Raw genomic sequence first — 23,824 nt, 5'->3', positions numbered from 1 at the left:
ATCAGGACGGAGTGCGTGCCGCCGCGAGCAGGCGGGTCACGTCGTCCGAGCAGATGGTCAGGGCCGCGCCCACGGTGGCCAGGGCGTCGCGTTCGGCGGGGGTGTACGGGCCGTCGGCGAGGGCGATACGGGCGCCCTGGAGGAGGATCGACTCGCGGCCCGGCGCGGCGAGGTGCGGGGCCAGCGGGTCCAGTGCCTCGTGCAGCTCGATCGCCAGACCCGCCGTGCAGGGCTCCCCGGTGAAGCGGCCGGTGTCCGCCTCCAGCGCCTCGACGAGCGCGGCCAGCTGCTCCTGGGTGCAGTCGTCGAAACCGGCGGCGCGCACCCCGGCCGCGGCCGTCTCCAGGGAGGCGCGCGAGCAGGTGCCGCCGGCGGCCAGCACCGCGAGGGCGACGGTGTGGACGGCGTCGCGGAGCATCGCGGAGAAGCGGGTGGTGGTGGGGTGGTCCAGGACGTCGGTGCCGAAGTGGCGGCGGCAAGCCGCGCATTCGACGACCGGCCCGGTCGCGCCGCGCGGCAGCACCGGCACGCCGAGGAGGGCGAAGCGGCGGTGTCCGGTCAGCCGCTGGTAGTTGCGGTCGCCGCCGCAGCCGGGGCAGAAGAACTCCCCGTCGCCGACGGCCGTCCACGCGGTGCGGGTGCCCAGCAGGCGCGACAGTCTGGCGGCAGCGGCACGGCCGTTGGGTCCCCGTCCTGGCAGCACGTCGCACCTCCATAACCGCCACAGCGTCGTCGCCGCGCTTGCGTGATGTTAGCCACATCCACGAGGCCGAGTCAGTACCCGGGACGAGACCTTTCCGTGACCCGCACATGGAGATGGCCGGTATATGACGGGGTCCCGCCCGCCGTTTTCCGGCGAGCGGGACCTCAAACCGCCGATTCGGCTGGTCAGCGCGCCGCGCGGTTGACGGCCGAGACGACCGCCTTCAGCGAGGCCCGCGTGGTGTTCGCGTCGATTCCGATGCCCCACAGCACCTTGTCGCCGATCGCGCACTCGATGTAGGAGGCGGCCTGCGCGGAGGCGCCCTCGCTCATGGTGTGCTCCTGGTAGTCCAGCAGCCGTACGTCGATGCCGACGCCCTGCAGCGCGTGGAAGAACGCCGAGATCGGGCCGTTGCCGCTGCCGACCAGGGTGGTCCGAGCGCCGTCGACCGTGGCCTCGACGGTGAGGGTGTCCACGCCGTCGCGGTCGGTGGTGGACTGGCCGTTGGCGACCTGGATGCGGCCCCAGGGGTTCTCCGGGTTGGGCAGGTACTCGTCCTGGAAGACCGCCCAGATGTCGGCCGGGGTGATCTCGCCGCCCTCGGCGTCCGTCTTGGCCTGGATCAGCTTCGAGAACTCGATCTGCATCCGGCGCGGCAGGTCCAGCTTGTGGTCGTTCTTCAGGACGTACGCGATGCCGCCCTTGCCGGACTGCGAGTTGACGCGGATGACGGCCTCGTAGGAGCGGCCGACGTCCTTGGGGTCGATCGGCAGGTACGGGACCGCCCACTCGATGTCGTCGACGGTGACCCCGCGAGCCGCCGCGTCGGCCTCCATGGCGTCGAAGCCCTTCTTGATGGCGTCCTGGTGGGAGCCGGAGAAGGACGTGTAGACCAGGTCGCCCACGTAGGGGTGGCGCGGGTGGACCTCCATCTGGTTGCAGTACTCCCACGTCCGGCGGATCTCGTCGATGCCGGAGAAGTCGATCTGCGGGTCGACGCCCTGGGAGAACAGGTTCATGCCCAGGGTGACCAGGTCGACGTTGCCGGTGCGCTCGCCCTGCCCGAACAGGCAGCCCTCGACGCGGTCGGCGCCGGCCATCAGCGCCAGCTCGGCCGCCGCCACAGCCGTACCGCGGTCGTTGTGCGGGTGGACCGACAGGCAGACGTGCTCGCGGCGGGACAGGTTGCGGTGCATCCACTCGAAGCGGTCGGCGTGCGTGGACGGGGTGGAGCGCTCGACGGTGGCGGGCAGGTTGAGGATGATCTCGCGGCCCGGTCCCGGCTGGTAGACGTCCATCACCGCCTCGCAGACCTCCAGCGCGAAGTCCAGCTCGGTGTCGGTGAAGATCTCCGGGCTGTACTGGTAGCCGAACTCCGTCTCGGGGCCCAGCAGCTTCTCGGCGTACTCCATGACCAGGCGGGTGCCGTCGACGGCGATCTGCTTGATGTCGTCCTTGGAACCGCGGAAGACCACGCGGCGGAAGACGGGGGCGGTGGCGTTGTACAGGTGGACGGTGGCGCGCCTGGCGCCCTTCAGGGACTCCACCGTGCGCTCGATCAGGTCCTCGCGGGCCTGGGTCAGTACGGAGATGGTGACGTCGTCCGGGATGGCGTCCGGGTCCTCGATGATCGAGCGGACGAAGTCGAAGTCGGTCTGGCCGGAGGCGGGGAAGCCGACCTCGATCTCCTTGTAGCCCATCGTGACCAGCAGGTCGAACATGGCGCGCTTGCGGGCGGGCGACATGGGGTCGATCAGGGCCTGGTTGCCGTCGCGCAGGTCGGTGGAGAGCCAGCGGGGGGCGGTGGTGATCCGCTTGTCCGGCCAGGTGCGGTCGGGGATGTCGACCTGCTCGTAGCGGCCGTACTTGTGGATCGGCATGGGACTGGGCTGCTGGCGGTTCGCCATGATGCTTCGGGCTCCTCGGGGTGTCCTGATGGACGGCCGACGGCGCAACGCCGAACTCCGCGGGGAGGGGGTCGGCCTCTACTGCAGACCCTCACCGCGGCAGCTAAGGAGAAGCAGCCCGAAACGCATGATGCTCCGCAGCTTAACCGAGTCGCCCACCGTGCGAAGGTCCGTATCAGTATGCGGGACCGGAGGGATGAACGGGACAAAAAGTGCCGTATACCACTTCAAGGAACCGCGAGAGGGCGGATGGGATCCGATTTCCCTCATCGTGGTTGCGGGTGGTGACAGTCGCGTCACACGGTGCGATGGTTCCGGACATGACCACGAACGGGGGCTTCGAGCCCGTCTTCTGCACCATCGTCCCGCCGCACGTCCTCGACCGGCTCGCGCAGGCCGAGGACCCCGTGCTCCACGGTCCCGCGCGCCGGACCCTGAGGCGCGACGCCTACGAGCGCACCCAGCGCCGGCTGACCACGGTCGTCGGCGCGCCGGCCGTCGCCACGCTCGCCGAGGCCGAACCCGGCAAGCCGCGGCGCACCGTGTACGACGCCCGGCACGGCACCGGCCTGCCGGGGACGAAGGTGCGCGGCGAGGGCGACGCGCCCGGCCAGGACGCCACCGTCAACCGCGCCCACGCCGGTCTCGGCGCCACGTTCGAGCTGTTCCTCAAGGCGTACGCCCGTGACTCGATCGACGGCAACGGACTGCCGATGGACGCGACCGTGCACTACGACGAGGACTACAACAACGCCTTCTGGAACGGCGAGCAGATGGTCTTCGGCGACGGTGACGGGGAGATCTTCCTCGACTTCACCCTCCCCATCGACGTCATCGGCCACGAACTCGCCCACGGTGTCACGCAGTACACGGCGAACCTGGACTACTTCGGCCAGTCCGGCGCGCTCAACGAGTCGGTGTCGGACGTCTTCGGCGCGCTCATCAAGCAGTACACGCTCGGCCAGACCGCCGACGAGGCCGACTGGCTGATCGGGGCCGGGCTGCTCGCCCCGCGTGTCACGGGCAAGGCGCTGCGCTCCATGAAGGAGCCGGGCACGGCGTACGACGACGACGTCCTCGGCAAGGACCCGCAGCCCGCGACGATGGACGACTACGTCCGCACCGGCCGCGACAACGGCGGCGTGCACATCAACTCGGGCATCCCGAACCACGCCTTCCACCTGGCGGCCACCACCCTCGGCGGGCACGCCTGGGAGCGGGCCGGGCAGGTCTGGTACGACGTGCTGACCGGCGGGGAGCTGGGGCAGCACGCGCAGTTCACGGACTTCGCGACGCTGACGGTGAAGGCGGCGCGTGCCCGGTACGGGGAGGGCGAGGAGCTCCAGGCGGTGACGAAGGCCTGGGAGCGGGTGGGAGTGCGGACGCTGTAGTTCCGTACTAGACAGGGACCCATGCGTATTCAGGTGCGGCGCACGGGCGGGTTCGCGGGGATCGAGCGGCGGGCCGAGGTGGACACCTCGGGCCGCGCCGACGCCCACGAGTGGCACGCCCTGGCCGAGCGGGTGATGGCCGCCGGCCGGGGCACACCGCCGGCCGGGGTGCCGGACGGCTTCGGCTACCGGATCACGGTGGACGGGAGGTCGGTGTACTGCGCGGATCCCCGGCTGACCCAGGAGCAGCGGGAGTTGATCCGGAGGGTACTGAAGGAGGGCGCGTAACTCGCTTGTCCCGCATGGGCGTTGACTTGGCCCGGCTCGGGTACGGATGATCCGGGCCATGGTGACGACGAACCCGATGCCCCGTTTCCCGGCCGGTTTCCTGTGGGGCGTGTCGACCTCGGCGCACCAGATCGAGGGGGCGGTGGACGCGCGTGAGGCGTCCGTGTGGGACGTGTTCTCGGCCGAGCCGGGGCGGGTGCGGGACGGCTCGACGGCGGCGGTGGCCTGCGACCACGTGAACCGCCACGCCGAGGACGTGGCACTGCTGGCCGACCTGGGCGTGGACGCGTACCGCTTCTCGGTCTCCTGGCCGAGGGTGCGGTCGCGGGGTGGCCTGGACTTCTACGACCGGCTGGTCGACGAGCTGTGCGCGGCGGGCGTACGGCCGGTGCCGACGCTGTTCCACTGGGACCTGCCGGTCGGTCTCGACTGGCTGGAACGGGACACGGCGGAGCGGTTCGCCGCGTACGTCTCGGAGGTCGCCGGGCGGCTCGGCGACCGGGTCACGAAGTGGATCACGCTCAACGAGCCCGCCGAGCACACCCTGCTGGGGCACGCGCTGGGCGTGCACGCCCCCGGTCGGAAACTGCTGTTCGACGCGCTTCCCGTGGCCCACCACCAGCTCCTCGCGCACGGCCTGGCGGTACGGGCGCTGCGGGCGTCGGGCGCCGGCGACATCGGGATCGCGAACTCCCACGGTCCGACCTGGCCCGCGTCCGAGGGCGAGGCGGATGGGGCGGCGGCCGACTTCTACGACCTCCTGCTGAACCGCCTCTTCGCCGACCCGCTGTTCCTCGGCCGCTACCCGGAGGGCATCGCCGAGCTGATGCCGGGCGACGTCGAGGCGGACCTGAAGGTCGTCGCCGAGCCGCTGGACTGGTACGGGATCAACTACTACGCGCCGACGAGCGTGGGCGCGCCGCAGGGCACGGAGATCGACTTCGGCGGTGTCCGGATGCCGGCCGACCTCCCCTTCTCGGTGCGGGAGACCGAGGGGTACCCGGTGACGGACTTCGGCTGGCCGGTGGTCCCGGAGGCCCTGACGGAGCTCCTCACCACCTTCCGCGCCCGGTACGGCGACCGCCTCCCGCCGGTGGTCATCACCGAGAACGGCTGCGCGTACGACGGTCTGGACGACCGGGACCGCATCGCCTACCTCGACGGCCACCTCCGCGCACTGCACCGGGCGGTGGAGGCGGGGGTGGACGTGCGCGGCTACTTCGTGTGGTCGCTGATGGACAACTTCGAGTGGGCGGAGGGCTACGCCCGCCGCTTCGGGCTGGTCCACGTCGACTTCCGCACGCTGGAGCGGACCCCGAAGGCGTCGTACGGCTGGTTCAGGGAGCTGCTGCGCGAGCAGCGCGCGTGATCAGAAGCCCAGGCGCCGCAGCTGCTTCGGGTCGCGCTGCCAGTCCTTGGCGACCTTCACGTGCAGGTCGAGGCCGTACCGATATGCGGCTACCGCCGCGCGGCGGGCACCCAGCAGCGCCTCGACCTGCTCGCGGAACCCGACGCCGACACCCGCCCCCGTCAGAAGCCCAGGCGCCGCAGCTGCTTCGGGTCGCGCTGCCAGTCCTTGGCGACCTTCACGTGCAGGTCGAGGAAGACCGGGGTGCCCAGGAGGGCCTCGATCTGCTTGCGGGACTTGATGCCGACGTCCTTCAGGCGCTTGCCCTTGGGGCCGATGACGATGCCCTTCTGGCTGGGGCGCTCGATGAACAGGTTGGCGTGGATGTCGAGGAGGGGCTTGTCCGCGGGGCGGTCCTCGCGCGGGAGCATCTCCTCGACGACCACGGCGATGGAGTGCGGGAGCTCGTCGCGGACGCCCTCCAGGGCGGCCTCGCGGATCAGTTCCGCGACCATGACCTGCTCGGGTTCGTCGGTGAGGTCGCCCTCGGGGTAGAGCGCCGGGCCCTCGGGCATCAGGGGGATCAGGAGGTCGGCCAGCAGGTCGACCTGCTGGTTCGCGGTCGCCGACACCGGGATGATCTCGGCCCAGGTGATGCCCAGCTCCCGGCCCAGCTGGTCGACGGCGATCAGTTGCTCGGCCAGCGCCTTGCCGTCCACCAGGTCGGTCTTGGTGACGATCGCGATCTTCGGGGTCTTCTTGATCCCGGCCAGTTCCTTGGCGATGAAGCGGTCACCGGGACCGATCTTCTGGTCGGCGGGGATGCAGAGGCCGATCGCGTCGACCTCGGCCCAGGTGGTGCGGACCACGTCGTTCAGCCGCTCGCCGAGCAGGGTGCGCGGCTTGTGCAGTCCGGGGGTGTCCACCAGGATCAGCTGCGCGTCCTCGCGGTGCACGATCCCACGCACGGTGTGCCGGGTGGTCTGCGGCCGGTTCGAGGTGATCGCCACCTTCTGCCCGACCAGAGCGTTCGTGAGGGTGGACTTGCCCGCGTTGGGGCGGCCCACGAAGCAGGCGAAGCCGGCCCGGTGGACAGCTTCGGCGGGCTGCTCGGATGACTGGGTACGAACACTCATGCCGCCCATTCTCCCTGATCCCGAAAGCCGCGCCGTACCACCGTCCGGGACGGGGGCCGGACCGGGCGTCCGTGAGGACCCGGTCCGGCCGTCCGTCCGTCCGGCCGTCCAGTGGGATCAGTCGAAGACGAACGGTCCCGGCGACTGCGGCGCGGTCGCCGTGCAGGTGATGGTGATGAAGCCGAACGCGGTCACCTTCAGCGTGCCTCCGAACGCCTCGAGGCTGTCGCCGGAGGCCACGGTCCCGGTGAGCGGGCCGACCTCGAGGGCGTCTCCGGTCGCCATGGCCGGGTTCTCGGTGCCCTTGAAAACGGTGGTGCCGCCGCCGGCCTTGACCAGGGTCAGCTCCGAGACGAGCGAGTCCTGGCCGATCGCGAGGGGCGCGGTGACCGCGGAGGTGTTGAGGGTGACGGTGGCGGACGTGCCGTTCTGGGTGGCCGTGAGCGTGGCGTCGCCGCCGCCCCAGCTTCCGCAGTCGGCGTTGACGGTCGCCGCCCCGGGGGCGACGGCGGCGGCGGTGGGGGCGAAGGCGAGCCCGCAGACCGCGAGGGCCCCTGCCACCAGCGACGCGCCTGTTCCGATTCGCTTGCCTCTCATAGGATTCCGGTCCCTTTCCGTGTGGGGGGAGTTCCGTGGGGGGAACTGCTCGGCAGCGTGGGTCCGGACCCGCCGCGATCACGTCGGCTGACGTTCCGTCAGTACCGGCTGGTTTCATTGATGCGCGAGAGGCAGCGCGCGACAAGGTGGGATTCCGGCCTACTTACCGCAGGTAACAGACGGGAGTCCCGCGCGGCCTCAGCCCGCGGTGACCGTCTCCCGGACCGTGCCGTCCGTACCGGCCACCAGGACCGGGGTCGCGGGGCCGCCGAGGTCCCGTACGGCCGCCCGGTCCTCGGGCGACGCCGACTCCGCCTCCGTCACCACGGCCGCCGCCTCCAGCGACGTCGCGCCGGACGCCACGGCCATCGCCACCGCCGTCTGCAGGGCGCTGAGCTTCAGGGATTCCAGGGCCACGGTCCCGGCGACATACGTCCGCCCGGTCTCGTCGCGTACGGCGGCCCCCTCGGGCACACCATTGCGGGCCCGCGCGGAGCGGGCCAGGGTGACGATCTTGCGGTCCTCGGCGTCGAGCGCGCTGCTGTCGGTCATGATCCGAGCATAAAGGGGGCTCAGGGCCGGTCGAGGCGGAGGCGGTCCGCTCGCGGCAGACCGGCCACGACCAGGTCGTACGAGTCCTCGACCAACTCCCGGACCAGGCGGTCCGGGAGGGCGCCGTCCACCGTCACCGTGTTCCAGTGGCGCTTGTTCATGTGGTAGCCGGGGGTGATCAGGTCCGGGTGTCCGGCGCGGAGCCGGATGGCGTCCTCCGGGTCGCACTTGAGGTTGACCTTGAGGGGGCGCGCGCCCAGGTCCGTCAGGGCGAAGAGTCTGCCCTGGACCTTGAAGACCGAGGTCTCCGGGTTGAAGGGGAACTCCTCCACGGCCGCGTTGAAGGAGAGACAGAGGGCGCGCAGCTCCTGCGGGGTCACTCCGGCTTCTCCTCCTCGTCGGCGGGCGGGTCCGCCGGCTCCACCAGCACCGTCACGATCTTGTTCCGGCGTCCGGCCGACGCCTCGGCGGTCAGCCGCAGCTCGCGGGTGTCGGGGAGCGCGACCACGGACGAGGCGCCCGCGATCGGCACCCGGCCGAGGTGCTTGGCGAGCAGCCCGCCGACGGTCTCGACGTCCTCGTCGTCGAACTCCTCCAGGCCGTACAGCTCGCCCAGGTCGCCGATGTCGAGGCGGGCGGTGACCCGGTAGCGGTCCTCGCCCAGCTTCTCCACCGGCGGGAGTTCACGGTCGTACTCGTCGGTGATCTCGCCGACGATCTCCTCGAGGATGTCCTCGATGGTGACGATGCCTGCCGTGCCGCCGTACTCGTCGACGGCGACGGCGACGTGGTTGCGCTGCTTCTGCATCTCGCGCAGCAGGTCGCCGGCGTTCTTGGTGTCGGGCACGAAGAAGGCGGGGCGCATCGTCGTGGACACCAGGTCGCTCCCGGCGTCCCGGCTGATGTGCGTCTTGCGGGCCAGGTCCTTGAGGTAGACGATCCCGACGATGTCGTCCTCGCTCTCGCCGGTCACCGGGATGCGGGAGAAACCGGAGCGCAGGGCGAGGGTGAGGGCCTGGCGGATGGTCTTGTACCGCTCGATCACCACGAGGTCGGTGCGCGGCACCATGACCTCGCGCACGAGGGTGTCGCCCAGTTCGAAGACCGAGTGCACCATCCGGCGCTCCTCGTCCTCGATCAGCGACTCCTTCTCCGCGAGGTCGACCATCGCGCGCAGCTCCGCCTCGGAGGCGAAGGGTCCGCGCCTGAAGCCCTTGCCGGGGGTGAGCGCGTTGCCGATGAGGATGAGGAGCGACGGGACCGGTCCCATGACGCGCGCGAGCGGGACCAGGAGGTACGCGGCGGCCGTGGCCGTGTTCAGCGGGTGCTGGCGGCCGATGGTGCGCGGGGAGACCCCGACGGCGACGTACGACACGAGGACCATGATCGCGATGGCGATCAGCAGCGCCTCGGCGGTCCCGTCGAACTCGCGCAGACAGCCGTGGGTGATCAGCGCGGCGGCGGCCATCTCGCAGGCGACGCGGACCAGCAGCGCGACGTTGAGGTAGCGGGTGGGGTCGGCGGCGATCTGCGCGAGTCTGGCGCTGCCCCGGCGGCCGGAGCGTACGGCCTCCTCGGCGCGGAAGCTGGAGACGCGCGCGAGGCCGGCCTCCGCGCAGGCGGCCAGCCAGGCGACGACGACCAGGGCGATCGCGCCGAGGACGAGTGCCGGACTCATGACACGGTCGGGGCCGGGGACGGGCCGGTGAGGCCCCTCTCCGCGCGCCAGCCGTCCACGATGGCGGCCTGCAGGCCGAACATCTCGGCCTTCTCGTCCGGTTCCTCGTGGTCGTAGCCGAGCAGGTGCAGCACACCGTGGACGGTGAGCAGCTGCAGCTCCTCGTCCATGGTGTGCCCCGTCTCCGCTTCCTCGCCCTGCTTGGCGGCGACCTCGGGGCAGAGCACGATGTCGCCGAGCAGCCCCTGCGGGGGCTCGTCGTCGTCCTTGGACGGGGGCCGCAGCTCGTCCATCGGGAACGACATGACGTCCGTCGGCCCGGGCAGGTCCATCCACTGGATGTGGAGCTGCTCCATGGCGCCGGCGTCCACGACGATCACCGAGAGTTCGGAGAGCGGGTGGATACGCATCCGTGCGAGCGCGTAGCGGGCGATGTCGAGGATCGCCTGCTCGTCGACCTCGGTTCCGGACTCGTTGTTGACGTCGATCGACATCTGGTGCTCGGTCTACTTCCCCTTGTGCCCGGACTTGCCCCGGTCGCCCTTGTGGGTGCCGTTCTGGGTGCCGTGCTGGCTGTCGTACTGCTCGTACGCGTCGACGATACGGCCCACCAGCTTGTGCCGGACGACATCGTGGGACGTCAGCCGGGAGAAGTGGACGTCGTCCAGGCCCTCCAGGATGTCCTGCACCTGCCGCAGGCCCGACTTGGTGCCGTTCGGCAGGTCGACCTGCGTGACGTCACCCGTGATCACGATCTTCGAGTCGAAGCCGAGGCGGGTGAGGAACATCTTCATCTGCTCGGGGCTGGTGTTCTGGGCCTCGTCCAGGATGATGAAAGCATCGTTGAGGGTCCGGCCCCGCATGTAGGCGAGCGGCGCGACCTCGATGGTGCCGGCCGCCATCAGCCGGGGGATCGAGTCGGGGTCGAGCATGTCGTGCAGCGCGTCGTAGAGCGGGCGCAGGTACGGGTCGATCTTCTCGTAGAGCGTGCCCGGGAGGAATCCGAGCCGCTCTCCGGCCTCGACGGCGGGGCGGGTCAGGATGATGCGGTTGACCTGCTTGGACTGCAGGGCCTGCACCGCCTTGGCCATGGCGAGGTAGGTCTTGCCGGTGCCCGCCGGGCCGATGCCGAAGACGATGGTGTGCTTGTCTATCGCGTCGACGTAGCGCTTCTGGTTGAGGGTCTTGGGGCGGATCGTGCGGCCGCGCGAGGACAGGATGTTCTGCGTGAGCACCTCGGCCGGGGTCTCCCGGCCGTCGCTCTCCCCGTTCTCGCTCGCCTTCAGCATGGCGATCGAGCGTTCCACTGCGTCCTCCGTCATCGGCTGCCCGGTGCGGAGCACCAGCATCATCTCGTCGAACACGCGCGAAATGAGGGCGACGTCCGTGGCGTCGCCGACCGCGCTGATCTCATTGCCCCGGACGTGGATGTCGGCCCCCGGGAAGGCCTTCTCGATCACGCGCAGGAGGGAGTCCCCGGAACCCAGCACGGTCACCATGGGGTGCTGGGCGGGGACGGTGAACTGCACTCTCGCCTGCCCCTGCGCGGGGGTGTGAGCTGTGGGTGTCTGAGTCATGGGCCGGCTCTGAAGGCCTGCGGATCCTCCTCGTCACGGCCGCACAGCGGAGGGCGGCCTCGCGATTCCCAGGGTACGACGGAGGGGTGACAAGCCCGTAGGGCTTTTAACCGGCCGAGTCGGGACCGTGTCCCGGGCCCGTGGTCCGCGTCCCGGCCCTCCGGCGCGGGGCGGGGCGGGGAAGGGGGCGGCCCCTGCGGCGGGCCCTCGTCTCAAGCCGGCCGGCGGAAGCCGATGGTCGGCACGGCCCGCCGCAGCGGCCACGGCCGCACCAGTTCCCCCGGGGCCAGCCCCGCCAGGAACTCGTACCGCCGCAGCGCCGAGGGGTCCTGTCCCTCGACCGACCGCACCCTGCGCCACCACGCCCCGATCTCCGTCCACCCCGGCGCCGACAGCGACCCCCCGAACTCCTGGACGGACAGCGCCGCCGTGAGCCCCGCGAAGGCGAGCCGGTCGGCCAGCGGCCACCCCGCCAGCGTCCCCGTGACGAACCCGGCGACGAACACGTCCCCCGCCCCGGTCGGATCGAGCGCCTCGACGTCGATCGCCGGCACCGACGCGGTCTCCCCCGTACGCCGGTCCACCGCGTACGCGCCCTCCGCGCCGAGGGTGACCACCGCGACCGGCACGTGCTCGGTGAGGGCGTGCGCCGCCGCGCGGGGGCTGTCCGTGCCGGTGTACCGCATCGCCTCCTCCGCGTTCGGCAGGAACGCCTCGCAGTGCCGCAGGTCGGGCAGCGCGGCCAGGTCCCACGCCCCGGTGTCGTCCCAGCCGACGTCGCCGAAGATGCGGGCGCCCTTGCGCGCGGCCTGCGCGATCCAGGGGGCGCTGCGGCCCGGGGTGAGGGAGGCGACGGCGGCCCGCGCGCGGGGCGGGCACGGAGGCAGGTCCGCGCCCGGAGGGCGTCGTCTGAGGGTGGTGGGCGACGGGTGGGACGGCTCCTCGGGGGGAGGCTCGTGGCCGTGGGAGACCATCGTGCGCTCGCCGTCGTAGGCCATGGAGACGGTGACCGGTGAGTGCCAGCCGGGCACGACGCGCGACGGGGAGAGGTCGATGCCCTCGCCCTGCTCCAGCGCGTCCCAGCAGTACTCGCCGTAGTGGTCGTCGCCGAAGGCCGCCGCGAGACAGGTGCGCAGGCCGAGGCGGGCCAGGGCGGTGGCCATGTTGGCGACGCCGCCGGGGCTCGACCCCATCCCGCGCGCCCAGGACTCGGTCCCGCGCACCGGGGCGGAGTCGAGCCCGGTGAAGACGATGTCGAGGAAGACGGTGCCGGTGAGGTAGACGTCCCAGGGCGGGTCGTCCGGTGCGCGCAGGGCGGCGAGGGGATCGACCTGGGACGAGCAGTGCGGTCCCTCGATGCGTGCCTTCCCGGTGGACGCCGTCACAGTGCGCTCCCTGACGTGGTGCGGTTCCAGCCAGTGTGCACCACGCCACCGACAACGTGACGGCCGTCACTCCGGTTCGGCCTCCGAGGAGGTCACCAGCGCGGCACGGCCGGTGTGGTCCAGTCCGGGTCGGCGACGCGCATGGCGGCCGCGTCGTCGCGGTCCCGCAGGGAACCGTCGTCGTCGAGCCACCGCTGGTGGAGGACCGCCAGCCGGTCGCGGTCGAGTTCGACGCCGAGGCCGGGCGCGTCGGAGACCCGCACGGTGCCGTCCTCGAAGGTGAGGCGCTCGGTGAGGACGTCCTCCGACTGCCAGGGGTAGTGGGAGTCGCAGGCGTGGTGCAGGTGGGGCACGGTGGCCGCCACGTGGGTCATCGCGGCGAGACTGATGCCCAGGTGGGTGTTGGAGTGCATGGAGACGCCGACGCCGAAGGTGCGGCAGATCGCGGCGAGCTGCTGGGTGTTGCGCAGTCCGCCCCAGTAGTGGTGGTCGGAGAGGACGACCTGGACGGCGCCGGTGGTGAACGCCTCCTCGATCTCGGCGAACGTCGTCACGCACATGTTGGTGGCGAGCGGCACGCCGGTGCGGGCGGCGACCTCGGCCATGGCGGGGGTGCCGAGCGCGGGGTCCTCCAGGTACTCGAGGACGTCCCCGAGTTCCGCGGCCACCCTCAGCGAGGTCTCCACCGACCAGGCGCCGTTGGGGTCGAGGCGCAGGGGGTGTCCGGGGAACGCGGCGGCGAGGGCGCGTACGGCGGCGATCTCCTCGTCGGGCGGGAAGACGCCGCCCTTGAGCTTGAAGGAGGTGAAGCCGTACCGCTCCGTGAGGATCCGGGCCTGTTCGACGACGCCGGCCGGATCGAGGGCGGCGCCCCAGTCGTCCTTCTCCGCCGGCACGCCCTCGGGGTGGCCGGCCCACTTGTAGAAGAGGTACGCGCTGTACTCGACGGCGTCGCGCACCTTGCCGCCGAGCAGGGCGTGCACGGGCAGGCCGAGGCTCTTGCCGAGGGCGTCGAGGCAGGCGACCTCGAAGGCGGAGAGCACGGACAGGCGCAGCTTGTCGGCGGTCTGCACGCCGCGCAGTCCGCCGACGTCGACCTGGCCGGAGACCTGGGAGGCGTCGACGGCCACCTCGTCGGCCTCGCTGAACAGCCGGTTCAGGTCGCCGACCCGGCGGCCGACGAGCCGGTCCGCGAGGGGCCCCGCCAGGTCCAGGTACCTGGTGTCGCCGTAGGTCTCGCCGAGGCCGGTGGTGCCGTCGGCGGTGACCACCTCGACGATCAGGCGGGGGGTGTACGGCTGGTGGACGCCCTGCGTGTTGAGCAGGGGCGGGTCGGCGACGAGGATCGGCGTGAGGCGGACCTCGGTGACGGTCAGGTCGCGGGAGGTCGGCGTGGTCACAGGGCGGCTCCTACGAGGTCGAGTCCGGCGGTGAGCAGGGTGCGCAGGTCGGCGAGGTCGCCGGGCGAGGGGTCGGTGAGGGGGGCGCGCACGGGGCCCACGGGGCGTCCGCGCAGCCGGGCCGCCGCCTTCACCAGCGACACCGCGTACCCGGGGACGCGGTCGCGCAGTTCGACAAACGGCACGTAGAAGTCGCGCAGCAGCTTGTCGACGGTGCCGTGGTCGCCGTCGCGCAGCGCCGTGAAGCAGGCGTTCGCGATCTCGGGGGCGAAGGCGTGGACGGCGGAGGAGTAGGCGGGGACGCCGACGGTGGCGTAGGCGCGGGCCTGGATCTCGGCGGTGGCGGCGCCGTTGAAGAAGAGGAAGCCCTCGGGGGCGGCGAGGGTGAGGCGCTGCAGCCGGTCGAGGTCGCTGTGGCCGTCCTTGAGGCCGATGACGTTCGGCAGGGCGGCGATCCGCCTGAGCGAGCCGGGGGTGTAGGCGACCTGGCCGCGCTGGTAGGTGATCAGCGGCAGCCGGGTGCGGGCGGAGACCGCCGCGAGCTGGGCGACGAGGCCGTCCTGCGGGGCGGTGACGAGGTAGTGCGGCAGGACGAGGAGGGCGTCGGCGCCGGCGTCCTCGGCGATGCGCGCGAACCGGGTGGCCTGTGCCCAGCCGTAGCCGATGCCGGCGACGACCGGCACCCGGCCCGCGCTCTCCTCGACGGTGAGGGTGACGACCTGCCGGTACTCGTCCTCGTCGAGGGAGAAGAACTCGCCGGTGCCGCAGGCGGGGAAGACGGCGCCGGGGGCGGTGGCGATCCGTTCGGCGACGTGGGCGCGGAAGCCGTCCGGGTCGAGGGAGCCGTCCTCGTGGAAGGCGGTGAGCGGGAAGGACAGCACCCCGTTCGCCATCCCGTCCTTCAGGCGCCGCGCCACGGCGGCCGTACCGCTCGGGTCCGTATCGGGACTCACCCTCATTCATCTCCCTATGTAGACGTCATCCATGTATGAGAATGAAGGTTAAGTAGGCGAACGAGAACCGTCAATGGCCCGGTCCGGACCTCCTCCCGCCGGACTACGATCGGCGCATGCCGGAGACAGGGGGCGTGCGCGAGGTGAAGTCCGCCGCGCGCACGATGGAGGTACTGGAACTGCTCGCCGCACGCGGTGACCGCCCGGCACGCCTCCAGGAACTGGCGGACGCGCTGGAGGTGCCGCGCAGCTCGATGTACGCGCTGCTGCAGACCCTGATCGCGCGCGGCTGGGCCCGCACCGACGTCACCGGTTCGCTGTACGGCATCGGCATCCGCGCCCTGCTCACCGGCACCAGCTACCTCGACTCGGACCCGCGCGTGCGGGCCGTGCGCCCGTATCTGGACGAGGCGTCCGACGCCCTGGGCGAGACGATCCACATGGGGCGGCTGGACGGCCGTGACGTGGCGTACCTGGCGACCCGCGAGTCGCACGAGTACCTGCGGACGATCAGCAGGGTGGGGCGGCGGCTGCCGGCGCACGTGGGCGCGCTCGGCAAGGCGCTGCTGGCGGAGCGGCCGGACGAGGAGCTGCCCGAGGGGCCGTACGAGGCGGCCACGCCGAACACGCACACCTCGCGGGAGTCGCTGGCCGCCGATCTGGCCGGGGTGCGGGAGCGCGGTTACTCCGTGGACCGCGAGGAGGGCGTGCCCGGGATCATCGGTTTCGGGTTCGCCCTGCGGTACGGATCCCCCGCGCAGGACGCCATCAGCTGCTCGGTGCCGGTGGCCCGGCTGACGCCGGAGCGGGAGGAGCGGATCGTCGCCGTGATGCGGGAGATCCGGACGAAGGTGGAGACGACGATTCCCGCAGGTGGCGGGGCCATTCACTGGCGGTAGCGGAAGCTGTTTCCCGGCCTTCCGGGGCCCTAAACGCAAGAGTGATTCAGATCACACCTTGCGCCCTCCCGTTGCCCTCCCCTCACTTGATACAAATTGGCCGCGCGTTCCTGTCCGTCGACGGACGCAGCCCCCTCCCTTTCCCACGGTCTCAGCACCGTCCCTTCCGCACGCCCCGGGAACGCCCGTGTTCGCCCCTCGCACCACCCCCTGGCCCCTCGTCGCCCTTTTCACGGCCGGGTACCTCGCCCCGTATCTGCTGCCGACCACCGTCGGCCGGCTGGAACGCGGCCTCGGCCTCTCCGCCACCCAGGCGGGAGCCGTCGGCAGCGCACTGCTGCTGAGTTCCGCGATCGCCGGGTTCCTGCTGGCGTCGCGCGTGGAGCGGGCCGGGGCGCGGACCCTGGCCCGGCTGGGCCTGCTGCTGGCCGCCGTCGGCTACGGCGGGGCCGCCCTCACCACCGCCGTACCGGCCGTCGTCGCCGGCGCGGTGATCGGCGGGTTCGGCTCGGGCACGGCCACCACGGTGGCCGCCACCCGGATCGCCGCCGAACGGGACCCGCACCGGGCCTCCGCCCTCGGGCTGCTCAGCGTCTCCGCGCTCGCGGGGGTGGTGTACCTGACGGTGCCGCACCTGCCGGGACACGGGCTCACCCTGGCCGCCATCGCCCTCACGGCGCTGGCCGTGTGGCCGCTGACGTCGCGGCTGCCGGCCGGCACGCCCGGTCCGCGCCGCACCGCACCCGGCGACGCCACCGCCCGTCTGCCGCACCGGCGTTCGGGCATGGTCCTCGCCGGTGCCATGCTGCTGTGGTCGCTCGCCCAGAACGCGCTGTGGGGCGTGAGCGGACGCATCGGGGTCGGCCAGGCGCACCTCTCCGAGGCGACCGTGGGCGCCGTCTTCGCGGTGGCGCTGGGCGCCGGGCTGCTGGGCGTCCTGGGCGCGGGCGCGCTGGGGTCGCGGCTGGGGCGGGCACTGCCCATCGGCGGCGGCACGGTCCTCATCGCCGGCTGCATCGCGCTCAGCGCCTCCGCGACCGGTCTGGGCAGCTTCGCCGCCGGTGAGATCGCCTGGAACACGATCTACCCGGTCGTGCTGTCGTACCTGATCGGGCTGGCGGCCTCGCTGGATCCGCGGGGGCGCTGGGCCGTGCTGGTCGGCTCGGCGTCGTCCCTGGGGACCGCCGCGGGGCCGCTGACCGGCAGCGTGCTGTCCGCGCAGGCCGGGTTCCCGGTGATGGGCGCGGTCCTCGGCACCGGTCTGCTGCTGGTCGCGCTGCCGATGACCGCCGTCGCCCTGCACACCGGCGGACGCCCGCTGCTGCCGGGCGCGGTCCGCCGCCGCGGCGGCCACCCGGCGGCCGTGGTCGCCGCGGCCACCGGCACCCCGACGGGCGCGGTCCCCGAGGTCGGCGCCCCGGAACAGCCGGTCGTCGAGATCCCCCTCGACGGCACCCCGGCCCCGGCCCAGCGCACCTACGACACGGCGGCGGCCGCCCGGGCCCCGGGCGCGTACTGAAGCGTCCCGACTTCGGCTCCCGCTCCCAGCGCCACCGCAGCCGCGGGCAGTCGTGCCGCTGTGGCGGCACGGGTGGGCGCGGCGGCACCCGCAAGCGCCGGCAAGCGAAACCCACCCCCGCCCAGCCGAGGTCCCGGCACCGTCGCTCGCGGCGGTCAGCCGAAGTCGTACGCCTCCACCTCGGCGAGGTACCGCGCCCGCCGCTCCTCGTCGTCCTCCAGGAAGGAGGCGAGGAAGGAGTTCCGGGCCAGCTCACGCAGCCGCTCCGGGCCGAGCCCCAGAGCCTCGCGCACCGCGTCGAAGTTGTCCCCGGCGTAACCGCCGAAGTACGCCGGGTCGTCGGAGTTGACCGTGCACAGCAGGCCCGCGTCGAGCATCGCCGGCAGCGGATGGTCCGCGAGGGTGTCCACCGTGCGCAGCCGGACATTGGACAGCGGGCACAGCGTCAGCGGCACGCGTTCCCGCACCAGCCGCTCCACCAGCGCCGGGTCCTCCACGCAGCGCAGCCCGTGGTCGACCCGTTCCACGCCGAGGACGTCCAGCGCCTCGGTGATGTACTCCGGCGGCCCCTCCTCGCCGGCGTGCGCCACGCGCCGCAGCCCCAGCGCGGCGGCGGCCTCGTACACCTCGCGGAACTTCGCCGGCGGATGCCCGACCTCGGCCGAGTCGAGCCCGACGCCGGTGATCCGGTCCAGATACGGCTTCGCGGCGTCCAGGGCGGCCAGGGCCGACCCGGCGGACTCGTCCCGCAGGAAGCACATGATCAGCCGGGTGGAGACACCGTGCGTCTCCACGCTCCTGCCCAGTGCCCGCCACAGCCCCTCGACGACCGTGCCCATGCCGACGCCGCGCGCCAGGTGGGCCTGCGGGTCGAAGAAGATCTCCGCGTGCCGCACCCCCTGCGCGGCGGCGCGGGCGAGATAGGCGTCGGCGAGGTCCTCGAAGTCCCGTTCGGTGCGCAGGACGGCCATGAGCTCGTAGTACAGGTTCAGGAAGGACTGCAGGTCCTCGAAGCGGTACGCCTCACGGAGCGCGTCGGTGTCGGCGTAGGGCAGCTCGACGCCGTTGCGTGCGGCAAGGGCGAAGGCCAGCTCGGGCTCAAGGGTGCCTTCGATATGAAGGTGCAGTTCGGCTTTTGGTACGGGCATCGAAATATCGTACGGCTGTTTCACCGACGCTTCGGAAGTGCCACCCGTTGCAGGTCCCGTGCCACGGTCAGCTCGCCCTCGTACCCGGCCGCCCGCGCCTGCCGCTCGAACTCCTCCGGGTCGGTGTAGCGCTGGCTGAAGTGGGTGAGGACGAGATGCCGTACGCCCGCGTCCCGCGCCACCCGGGCCGCCTGTCCGGCGGTCAGATGGCCGAAATCGACGGCGAGGGCCTCGTCCTCGTCGAGGAACGTGGACTCGATGACCAGCATGTCGCAGCCCTCGGCGAGCGCGTACACCCCGTCGCACAGCCGGGTGTCCATGACGAACGCGAACCGCTGTCCGCGCCGCACCTCGCTGACCTCCTCCAGCGGGACCCCGCCGAGCGTGCCCTCGCGCTGGATGCGGCCGACGTCCGGGCCCTTGATGCCGTGCGCGGCCAGCCGGTCGGGCAGCATGCGCCGGCCGTCGGGTTCGACGAGCCGGTAGCCGTACGCCTCGACGGGATGGGACAGCCTCCGCGCCTCCAGCGTGTAGCCGGGGGTACGGGCGAGGGGGCCGTCCGTGTCGACCGGGGCCTCGGTGAGGGCGACGGTCTCGCGGTAGGCGGTGGCGTAGCGCAGGCGGTCGAAGAAGCGCTGCCCGGAGCGCGGGTAGTGGGCGGTGACCTCGTGCGGCACCTTGTCGAGGTTGATCCGCTGGATCACCCCGGCGAGTCCGAGGGAGTGGTCGCCGTGGAAGTGGGTGACGCAGATCCGGTTCAGGTCGTGGGCGGCCACCCCGGCGCGCAGCATCTGGCGCTGGGTGCCCTCGCCGGGATCGAACAGGATGCCCTCGCCGTCCCAGCGCAGCAGGTAGCCGTTGTGATTGCGGTGCCGGGTGGGGACCTGGCTGGCGGTGCCGAGGACCACCAGTTCGCGTGCGGACAAGGCGGCTTATCCGGGGGGCCACTCGAGACCGCGGCCGCCCAGGACGTGGGCGTGCGCGTGCCAGACGGTCTGGCCGGCGCCGCTGCCGGTGTTGAAGACGATCCGGTAGCTCTCCAGCTTTTCCTCGTCGGCGACGGCCCGCGTCTCCCGCAGCACGTCCGCGGCGAGCTCGGGCGCGGCGGCGGCGAGGGCGGCGGCGTCCCTGTGGTGCGCCTTCGGGATCACCAGCACGTGGGTGGGCGCCTGGGGGTTTATGTCACGGAAGGCAATGGTGGTCTCGGTCTCCCGCACGATCGTCGCCGGAATGCTCCCGTCGACGATCTTGCAGAACAGACAGTCCTCCTGAGGCTCCCCAGCCATGAACCCTCCTCAAGCCGGCTGATCACGTCCGAAGCATCGTACCCGCGGGCAGTCGTTCCTCCCCCGGTTCCTGAACGGCCTGGGAGGCACCCCGCGAACGCCGGGCCGCGCACCCCGCCCCCGGCTACGACAACACCGGCGGCACCTTCGCCGGAGTCGACTCCAGCGCCTCCAACGCCAGCCTCACCGCCTCGTCCAACTGCACGTCCCGTCCCGCCGCGTAATCCTGCGGCCGCTGCACCACCTCCACGTCCGGGTCGACACCGCGGTTCTCCACGTCCCACCCGTACCCCTCCAGCCAGAAGGCGTACTTGGGCTGAGTCACCAGCGTCCCGTCCACCAGCCGGTAGCGGCTGTCGATACCGATCACGCCACCCCACGTACGGGTACCCACCACCGGCCCGATCCCCAGCGCGCGGATCGCCGCGTTCACGATGTCCCCGTCGGACCCGGAGAACTCATTGGCGACGGCCACCACCGGCCCCCGCGGCGCATCCCGCGGATAGCTCTCCGCCCGCATCCCCCGCGGCAGGTCCCATCCCACGACCCGCCGGGCCAGTTTCTCCACCACGAGCTGCGACGTGTGCCCGCCCCGGTTCTCCCGCACGTCCACGATCAGCCCCTCCCGCAGCACCTCCACCCGCAGGTCGCGATGGATCTGCGCCCACCCGGGCGCCTGCATGTCGGGAACGTGGATGTACCCCAGCCGCCCGCCGGACTTCTCCAGCACATGCGCCCGCCGGTCCGCGACCCACGCGTGATACCGCAGCGGCTCCTCGTCGGCGAGCGGCACCACCACCGCGTGCCGCGGCTCGCCGCCCCCCGCCGGCGACACCGTCAGCTCCACCGGCTTCCCCGCCGTCCCGACCAGCAGCGGCGCCGGTCCGGTCACCGTGTCGACCGGCTGCCCGGCGACGGCGACGATCGCGTCACCGGGCCGGACGGCGACCCCCGGCGCGGCGAGGGGCGACCGGGCGTCCGGGTCGGACGTCTCCGCGGGCAGGATGCGGTCGACCCGCCAGCTGCCGTCCTCGTGCCGGGAGATGTCCGCACCGAGCAGCCCCTGGCGCGCACCGTCGCCGCGGCCGCCGCGCGGGACGACGTAGGCGTGCGAGGTGCCGAGCTCGCCGTGCACCTCCCACAGCAGGTCCACCAGGTCGTCGTGGGTGGCGAGCCGGTCGAGCACGGGCCGGTACCGGTCCAGGACCCCGTCCCAGTCCACGCCGCTCATGTCGGGACGCCAGAAGTTGTCCCGCATGATGCGGCCGTTCTCGTCGAACATCTGCCGCCACTCGGCGGCCGGGTCGACGAACTGGCGGACCCGGTCCAGGTCGACGGTGATGTTGGTGTCACTGTCGTCGTCGCCGGAGGCGCGCCGGTCGCTGGGGACCACCTTCAGCCGCCCGTCGGTCCACAGCAGCACCCGCTTGCCGTCGCCGCTGACCTCGAAGTGGTCCGCGTCCACGGCCAGATGCTCGATGCGCTGCCGGTCGAGGTCGTAGCGCTCCAGGTCGGTCTTGGGGTCGGGGTCGTCCGGAGTGGCCCTGGACGCGCCGAGCACGCCGCGCACCGGGTGCCGCAGCCACAGCACCCCGTCCTTGGCGGCGCGCAGGCCGGTGTAGCGGGCGGCCTCCACCGGGAAGGGCACGATCCGGTCGGCGAGGCCGTCGAGGTCGATCCGGGTGGTGGGGGTGCCCTCGCTGTCGGGGGTCTCCTCCCGGTCCGGTGTCTCGAAGGGGCGCCCGTGCCGCTGCGGGCCGAACGGGGACGGGGTCGTCGCCGCGAGGGTGATCAGGTACGGGCGTACGCCCTCGACGAAGGCCAGGTCGAAGACGTGCTCGTCGTAGACGGGGTCGAAGGAGCGGGTCGACAGGAACGCGAGGTGCTTGCCGTCGAGGGTGAAGACGGGCGCGTAGTCCTGGAAGCGCAGCGGGGTCGCCTCGGTGACCGACAGGTCGGTGGTGTGGGCGAGTTTGAGCTGGCTGAGCGGGCGCGGGCCGGGGTGGGACCAGGCGAGCCAGGAGGAGTCGGGCGAGAAGGCCAGCCCGGAGACGTCGCCGTCCTCGCTGCGGTCGACCTCGCGGACCTCGCCGGTCTCGCGCTCGACGAGGAGGACCCGGCCGTCGTGGGAGGCGACCGCGGCACGGCCGCCGTCGGGGGCCATGGCGAGTTCCACGACGCGGCCCAGTTGTCCGGCGGCGATCCGGCGCGGGGTGGCGCCCGGGGCGAGTCCGGTGGCGGGGGCGAACTCCAGGGCGTCGTCGCCCTCGGCGTCGGTCACCCACACCACCCACTCCTCGCCGTCCGCGCGGAAGACACGGGGCCGCCGGGCCCGTACGCCCGGGGTCGCGGCGAGCGCACGGGCGGGGCCGGCGCGGTGGGTGACCCAGTGGACGGTGCCGCGCACGCAGACGGCGCTGCCGCGCGCGGTGTGGTCGGGCGACGCGGAGCCGAACCAGCGGGCGGCGTTCACCGGGAACGGCTGGAGGTCGACGCGCTGCCCGCCGAGCCTGATGTCGAGGCGGCGCGGCCCGTCCCCGTCGAGGTCGTCCAGCAGCCACAGTTCACCGGCGCTGGAGTAGACGACGCGGCTGCCGTCGGTGGCGGCGTGGCGGGCGTAGAAGCCGTCGAGCGGAGTGTGCCGGCGCAGGTCGGAGCCGTCGGCGAGGGAGGAGTACAGGGCGCCGGTGCCCTCGTGGTCGGAGAGGAACGCGATCCTGTCCCCCACCCACAGCGGATGCTCGATGTTCCCGTCGAGGTCCTCGTGCAGCCGTACGAACTCGCCGTCGCCCTCGCGGTCGATCCACAGCTTGCCCGCCGTACCGCCCCGGTAGCGCTTCCACCGGGCGGCCTCGAGACCCATCGGCGCGGACAGCAGCACGGTGTGCGGGCCCTCGGCGACGTCGCCGACGGGGCCGTAGGGCAGCGTGGTGGCGGGGCCGCCGTCCAGGGGCACGGCACGGGCCCAGGCCCGGCGCACGCCGGCCTGGCCGTGGGCACTGATCACCAGGACCCGGCCGTCCGCCGTCCAGCCACGCGTCCGGGTGGTGGGGCTGCCCCAGTGGGTCAGGCGTCTGGCGGGGCCGCCGTCGACGGGTGCGACGTGCACCTCGGGGGCGCCGTCGCGGGTGGAGGTCCAGGCGACGGTGGTGCCGTCGGGCGAGATACGGGGTCGGGTCACGGGCACGTTGTCGGCACTGACCCGCCAGGCCCGGCCGCCGTCGAGCGGGGCGATCCACACGTCGTCCTCGGCGGTGAAGGCGACCAACTCGCCGTGCAGATGCGGAAACCGGAGGTAAGCGGCAGATGCGGCAGATGCAACCGATGCGGGCTGTGTCACCCGATCACCCTATGCACGGGGAAGCGGCCTGGACAGAGGTTTGGATCACTTGCCCTCGACGGGGCGACACGACGGGTACTGCTCGCACCACACGGTCGTCGTGACGGTCACGGTGACGGTGGGGTTCGGGCCGCGTCGCGTGGGTTCGCCCACGCGCGGCGGGCTGGTGGAGTCGCAGTCGCCCAGGCCGTCGACCCGGAGCACCTGCTTCCCACCGACCTTCGCGGTGATGTTCCCGCGCACACAGGCGCCGTTGACGGCGTGGGTGATCTTTCCGGTGACGGTGATCTCCTTGCCGTCCTGCGTCTCGCCCTGGCAGTCGACGGAGGCGACGGTGTCCTCGTCCGCGGACGGTGAGCGGTCCTTGTCCCCGAAGGACGCGGTGCAACTGAGCCAGCGCACCTGGGCCTTCCGCCGGTTGAGCTCCTCGGTCACGGTCTCGTCGGTCGTGAACGCGACGGCCGCGGAGCTCAGTCCGCCGCCCTCGCACGCGGTGACCCCGGCCACGGCGGCCACGGCGAAGCCGACGGCGAGCACCGGTCGCGGGATCCGTTTCATCGCCCCCATGAGCGGCAGCCTGCCACCGTCACCGGCGGGGCGGTAGGGCGCATATGGCCACTTGGTTGTCCGCCCCCGCCGCCCCTTCCCCTTCCCGTCCCCGGGGGCGCTGCCCCCGGACCCTCGCTCCTCAAACGCCGGAGAGGCTGACTTCCAGCC

At 72.3% G+C, this 23,824-nt stretch carries 22 protein-coding genes; 5 read left to right on the top strand and 17 right to left on the bottom strand.

What is annotated here, in order from left to right; translation table 11 throughout:
• Position 1: 1 nt before the first annotated feature.
• Together ACFXAE_RS18400 and leuA are read right to left on the bottom strand one after the other, a co-directional pair.
• Positions 2-703 carry a TerB family tellurite resistance protein gene (locus tag ACFXAE_RS18400; protein WP_384715429.1) on the bottom strand — a complete coding sequence of 234 codons (702 nt, stop codon included), beginning with the start codon at positions 701-703 and terminating at the stop codon, positions 2-4.
• A gap of 185 nt (positions 704-888) precedes the next feature.
• Positions 889-2,610 carry a 2-isopropylmalate synthase gene (gene leuA / locus ACFXAE_RS18395; RefSeq protein ID WP_384715426.1) on the bottom strand — a complete coding sequence of 574 codons (1,722 nt, stop codon included), beginning with the start codon at positions 2,608-2,610 and terminating at the stop codon, positions 889-891.
• A gap of 320 nt (positions 2,611-2,930) precedes the next feature.
• On the opposite strand from leuA, the gene ACFXAE_RS18390 reads away from it, so the two are divergent.
• Genes ACFXAE_RS18390 through ACFXAE_RS18380 form a run of 3 tightly spaced genes read left to right on the top strand, consistent with a single transcriptional unit; the run spans position 2,931 to position 5,658 of the window.
• Complete coding sequence (locus ACFXAE_RS18390; protein WP_384715423.1) at positions 2,931-4,001, top strand: M4 family metallopeptidase; 1,071 nt, start codon at positions 2,931-2,933, stop codon at positions 3,999-4,001.
• 21 nt (positions 4,002-4,022) lie between these two features.
• On the top strand, positions 4,023-4,289 hold the full coding sequence (locus ACFXAE_RS18385; protein WP_384715420.1) for a protealysin inhibitor emfourin: 267 nt from the start codon (positions 4,023-4,025) through the stop codon (positions 4,287-4,289).
• Between the two features lie 58 nt (positions 4,290-4,347).
• The gene (locus tag ACFXAE_RS18380) at positions 4,348-5,658 is read left to right on the top strand and encodes a GH1 family beta-glucosidase (protein ID WP_384715417.1); all 1,311 of its coding nucleotides are present in this window, start codon (positions 4,348-4,350) and stop codon (positions 5,656-5,658) included.
• A 161-nt stretch (positions 5,659-5,819) separates the two neighbouring features.
• On the opposite strand, the gene era is transcribed toward ACFXAE_RS18380, so the two are convergent.
• The 10 genes from era to ACFXAE_RS18330 all read right to left on the bottom strand — a co-directional run bounded on the left by era (position 5,820) and on the right by ACFXAE_RS18330 (position 14,921).
• Entirely contained in the window at positions 5,820-6,773 is a 954-nt protein-coding gene (era, locus tag ACFXAE_RS18375) for a GTPase Era (protein WP_384715414.1), read from the bottom strand.
• Between the two features lie 117 nt (positions 6,774-6,890).
• Positions 6,891-7,370, bottom strand: a complete 480-nt coding sequence (locus ACFXAE_RS18370) for a hypothetical protein (protein ID WP_384715411.1) — start codon at positions 7,368-7,370, stop codon at positions 6,891-6,893.
• Between the two features lie 198 nt (positions 7,371-7,568).
• The gene (locus tag ACFXAE_RS18365; RefSeq protein ID WP_384715408.1) at positions 7,569-7,922 is read right to left on the bottom strand and encodes a cytidine deaminase; all 354 of its coding nucleotides are present in this window, start codon (positions 7,920-7,922) and stop codon (positions 7,569-7,571) included.
• A 20-nt stretch (positions 7,923-7,942) separates the two neighbouring features.
• Entirely contained in the window at positions 7,943-8,302 is a 360-nt protein-coding gene (locus tag ACFXAE_RS18360) for an MmcQ/YjbR family DNA-binding protein (protein ID WP_384715405.1), read from the bottom strand.
• Positions 8,299-9,600 (bottom strand): hemolysin family protein, encoded by a 1,302-nt coding sequence (locus ACFXAE_RS18355; RefSeq protein ID WP_384715402.1) that lies wholly within the window; start codon positions 9,598-9,600, stop codon positions 8,299-8,301. The genes ACFXAE_RS18360 and ACFXAE_RS18355 overlap by 4 nt, the downstream gene beginning before the upstream one ends.
• The gene (ybeY, locus tag ACFXAE_RS18350) at positions 9,597-10,094 is read right to left on the bottom strand and encodes an rRNA maturation RNase YbeY (RefSeq protein ID WP_384715399.1); all 498 of its coding nucleotides are present in this window, start codon (positions 10,092-10,094) and stop codon (positions 9,597-9,599) included. Before ybeY ends, ACFXAE_RS18355 begins: the two co-directional genes overlap by 4 nt.
• 12 nt (positions 10,095-10,106) lie before the next feature.
• Positions 10,107-11,177, bottom strand: a complete 1,071-nt coding sequence (locus ACFXAE_RS18345) for a PhoH family protein (RefSeq protein ID WP_384715396.1) — start codon at positions 11,175-11,177, stop codon at positions 10,107-10,109.
• Between the two features lie 212 nt (positions 11,178-11,389).
• Positions 11,390-12,562 carry a carbohydrate kinase family protein gene (locus ACFXAE_RS18340; protein WP_384715393.1) on the bottom strand — a complete coding sequence of 391 codons (1,173 nt, stop codon included), beginning with the start codon at positions 12,560-12,562 and terminating at the stop codon, positions 11,390-11,392.
• A 92-nt stretch (positions 12,563-12,654) separates the two neighbouring features.
• Entirely contained in the window at positions 12,655-13,962 is a 1,308-nt protein-coding gene (locus ACFXAE_RS18335; protein ID WP_384715390.1) for a glucarate dehydratase family protein, read from the bottom strand.
• Positions 13,959-14,921, bottom strand: a complete 963-nt coding sequence (locus tag ACFXAE_RS18330; RefSeq protein WP_384715387.1) for a 5-dehydro-4-deoxyglucarate dehydratase — start codon at positions 14,919-14,921, stop codon at positions 13,959-13,961. Before ACFXAE_RS18330 ends, ACFXAE_RS18335 begins: the two co-directional genes overlap by 4 nt.
• A gap of 110 nt (positions 14,922-15,031) precedes the next feature.
• Here ACFXAE_RS18330 and ACFXAE_RS18325 point away from each other — a divergent pair, with 110 nt between their 5' ends.
• On the top strand, positions 15,032-15,814 hold the full coding sequence (locus ACFXAE_RS18325) for an IclR family transcriptional regulator (protein ID WP_384715384.1): 783 nt from the start codon (positions 15,032-15,034) through the stop codon (positions 15,812-15,814).
• Between the two features lie 187 nt (positions 15,815-16,001).
• Positions 16,002-17,333 carry an MFS transporter gene (locus ACFXAE_RS18320; RefSeq protein ID WP_384715381.1) on the top strand — a complete coding sequence of 444 codons (1,332 nt, stop codon included), beginning with the start codon at positions 16,002-16,004 and terminating at the stop codon, positions 17,331-17,333.
• Between the two features lie 155 nt (positions 17,334-17,488).
• On the opposite strand, the gene ACFXAE_RS18315 is transcribed toward ACFXAE_RS18320, so the two are convergent.
• From ACFXAE_RS18315 to ACFXAE_RS18295, 5 genes are all read right to left on the bottom strand, one after another.
• A complete protein-coding gene (locus ACFXAE_RS18315) occupies positions 17,489-18,481 on the bottom strand; it encodes an adenosine deaminase (RefSeq protein WP_384715378.1) in 993 nt (330 codons plus the stop codon).
• 20 nt (positions 18,482-18,501) lie between these two features.
• Positions 18,502-19,407: a ribonuclease Z gene (locus tag ACFXAE_RS18310; RefSeq protein ID WP_384715375.1), complete on the bottom strand. Its 906-nt coding sequence runs from the start codon at positions 19,405-19,407 to the stop codon at positions 18,502-18,504.
• 6 nt (positions 19,408-19,413) lie between these two features.
• A complete protein-coding gene (locus ACFXAE_RS18305; RefSeq protein WP_384715372.1) occupies positions 19,414-19,767 on the bottom strand; it encodes a histidine triad nucleotide-binding protein in 354 nt (117 codons plus the stop codon).
• Positions 19,768-19,891: 124 nt separating this feature from the next.
• Complete coding sequence (locus tag ACFXAE_RS18300; RefSeq protein ID WP_384715369.1) at positions 19,892-23,107, bottom strand: S41 family peptidase; 3,216 nt, start codon at positions 23,105-23,107, stop codon at positions 19,892-19,894.
• 45 nt (positions 23,108-23,152) lie between these two features.
• Complete coding sequence (locus ACFXAE_RS18295; RefSeq protein ID WP_384715366.1) at positions 23,153-23,674, bottom strand: hypothetical protein; 522 nt, start codon at positions 23,672-23,674, stop codon at positions 23,153-23,155.
• Positions 23,675-23,824: the final 150 nt, after the last annotated feature.

Origin of the sequence: Streptomyces sp. NPDC059454 (assembly GCF_042749965.1) — a bacterium.
Taxonomy (GTDB): domain Bacteria; phylum Actinomycetota; class Actinomycetes; order Streptomycetales; family Streptomycetaceae; genus Streptomyces.
The sequence above is the reverse complement of the archived record's forward strand: the minus strand, read 5'-3'. Positions and strand labels throughout refer to the sequence as shown.

Coding starts and splice junctions, on each gene's coding strand:
- leuA (WP_384715426.1), bottom strand. CDS start 2,610: ATGGCGAACCGCCAGCAGCCCAGTCCCATGCCGATCCACAAGTACGGC.
- ACFXAE_RS18390 (WP_384715423.1), top strand. CDS start 2,931: ATGACCACGAACGGGGGCTTCGAGCCCGTCTTCTGCACCATCGTCCCG.
- ACFXAE_RS18385 (WP_384715420.1), top strand. CDS start 4,023: ATGCGTATTCAGGTGCGGCGCACGGGCGGGTTCGCGGGGATCGAGCGG.
- ACFXAE_RS18380 (WP_384715417.1), top strand. CDS start 4,348: ATGGTGACGACGAACCCGATGCCCCGTTTCCCGGCCGGTTTCCTGTGG.
- era (WP_384715414.1), bottom strand. CDS start 6,773: ATGAGTGTTCGTACCCAGTCATCCGAGCAGCCCGCCGAAGCTGTCCAC.
- ACFXAE_RS18370 (WP_384715411.1), bottom strand. CDS start 7,370: ATGAGAGGCAAGCGAATCGGAACAGGCGCGTCGCTGGTGGCAGGGGCC.
- ACFXAE_RS18365 (WP_384715408.1), bottom strand. CDS start 7,922: ATGACCGACAGCAGCGCGCTCGACGCCGAGGACCGCAAGATCGTCACC.
- ACFXAE_RS18355 (WP_384715402.1), bottom strand. CDS start 9,600: ATGAGTCCGGCACTCGTCCTCGGCGCGATCGCCCTGGTCGTCGTCGCC.
- ybeY (WP_384715399.1), bottom strand. CDS start 10,094: ATGTCGATCGACGTCAACAACGAGTCCGGAACCGAGGTCGACGAGCAG.
- ACFXAE_RS18345 (WP_384715396.1), bottom strand. CDS start 11,177: ATGACTCAGACACCCACAGCTCACACCCCCGCGCAGGGGCAGGCGAGA.
- ACFXAE_RS18330 (WP_384715387.1), bottom strand. CDS start 14,921: ATGAGGGTGAGTCCCGATACGGACCCGAGCGGTACGGCCGCCGTGGCG.
- ACFXAE_RS18325 (WP_384715384.1), top strand. CDS start 15,032: ATGCCGGAGACAGGGGGCGTGCGCGAGGTGAAGTCCGCCGCGCGCACG.
- ACFXAE_RS18315 (WP_384715378.1), bottom strand. CDS start 18,481: ATGCCCGTACCAAAAGCCGAACTGCACCTTCATATCGAAGGCACCCTT.
- ACFXAE_RS18305 (WP_384715372.1), bottom strand. CDS start 19,767: ATGGCTGGGGAGCCTCAGGAGGACTGTCTGTTCTGCAAGATCGTCGAC.
- ACFXAE_RS18295 (WP_384715366.1), bottom strand. CDS start 23,674: ATGGGGGCGATGAAACGGATCCCGCGACCGGTGCTCGCCGTCGGCTTC.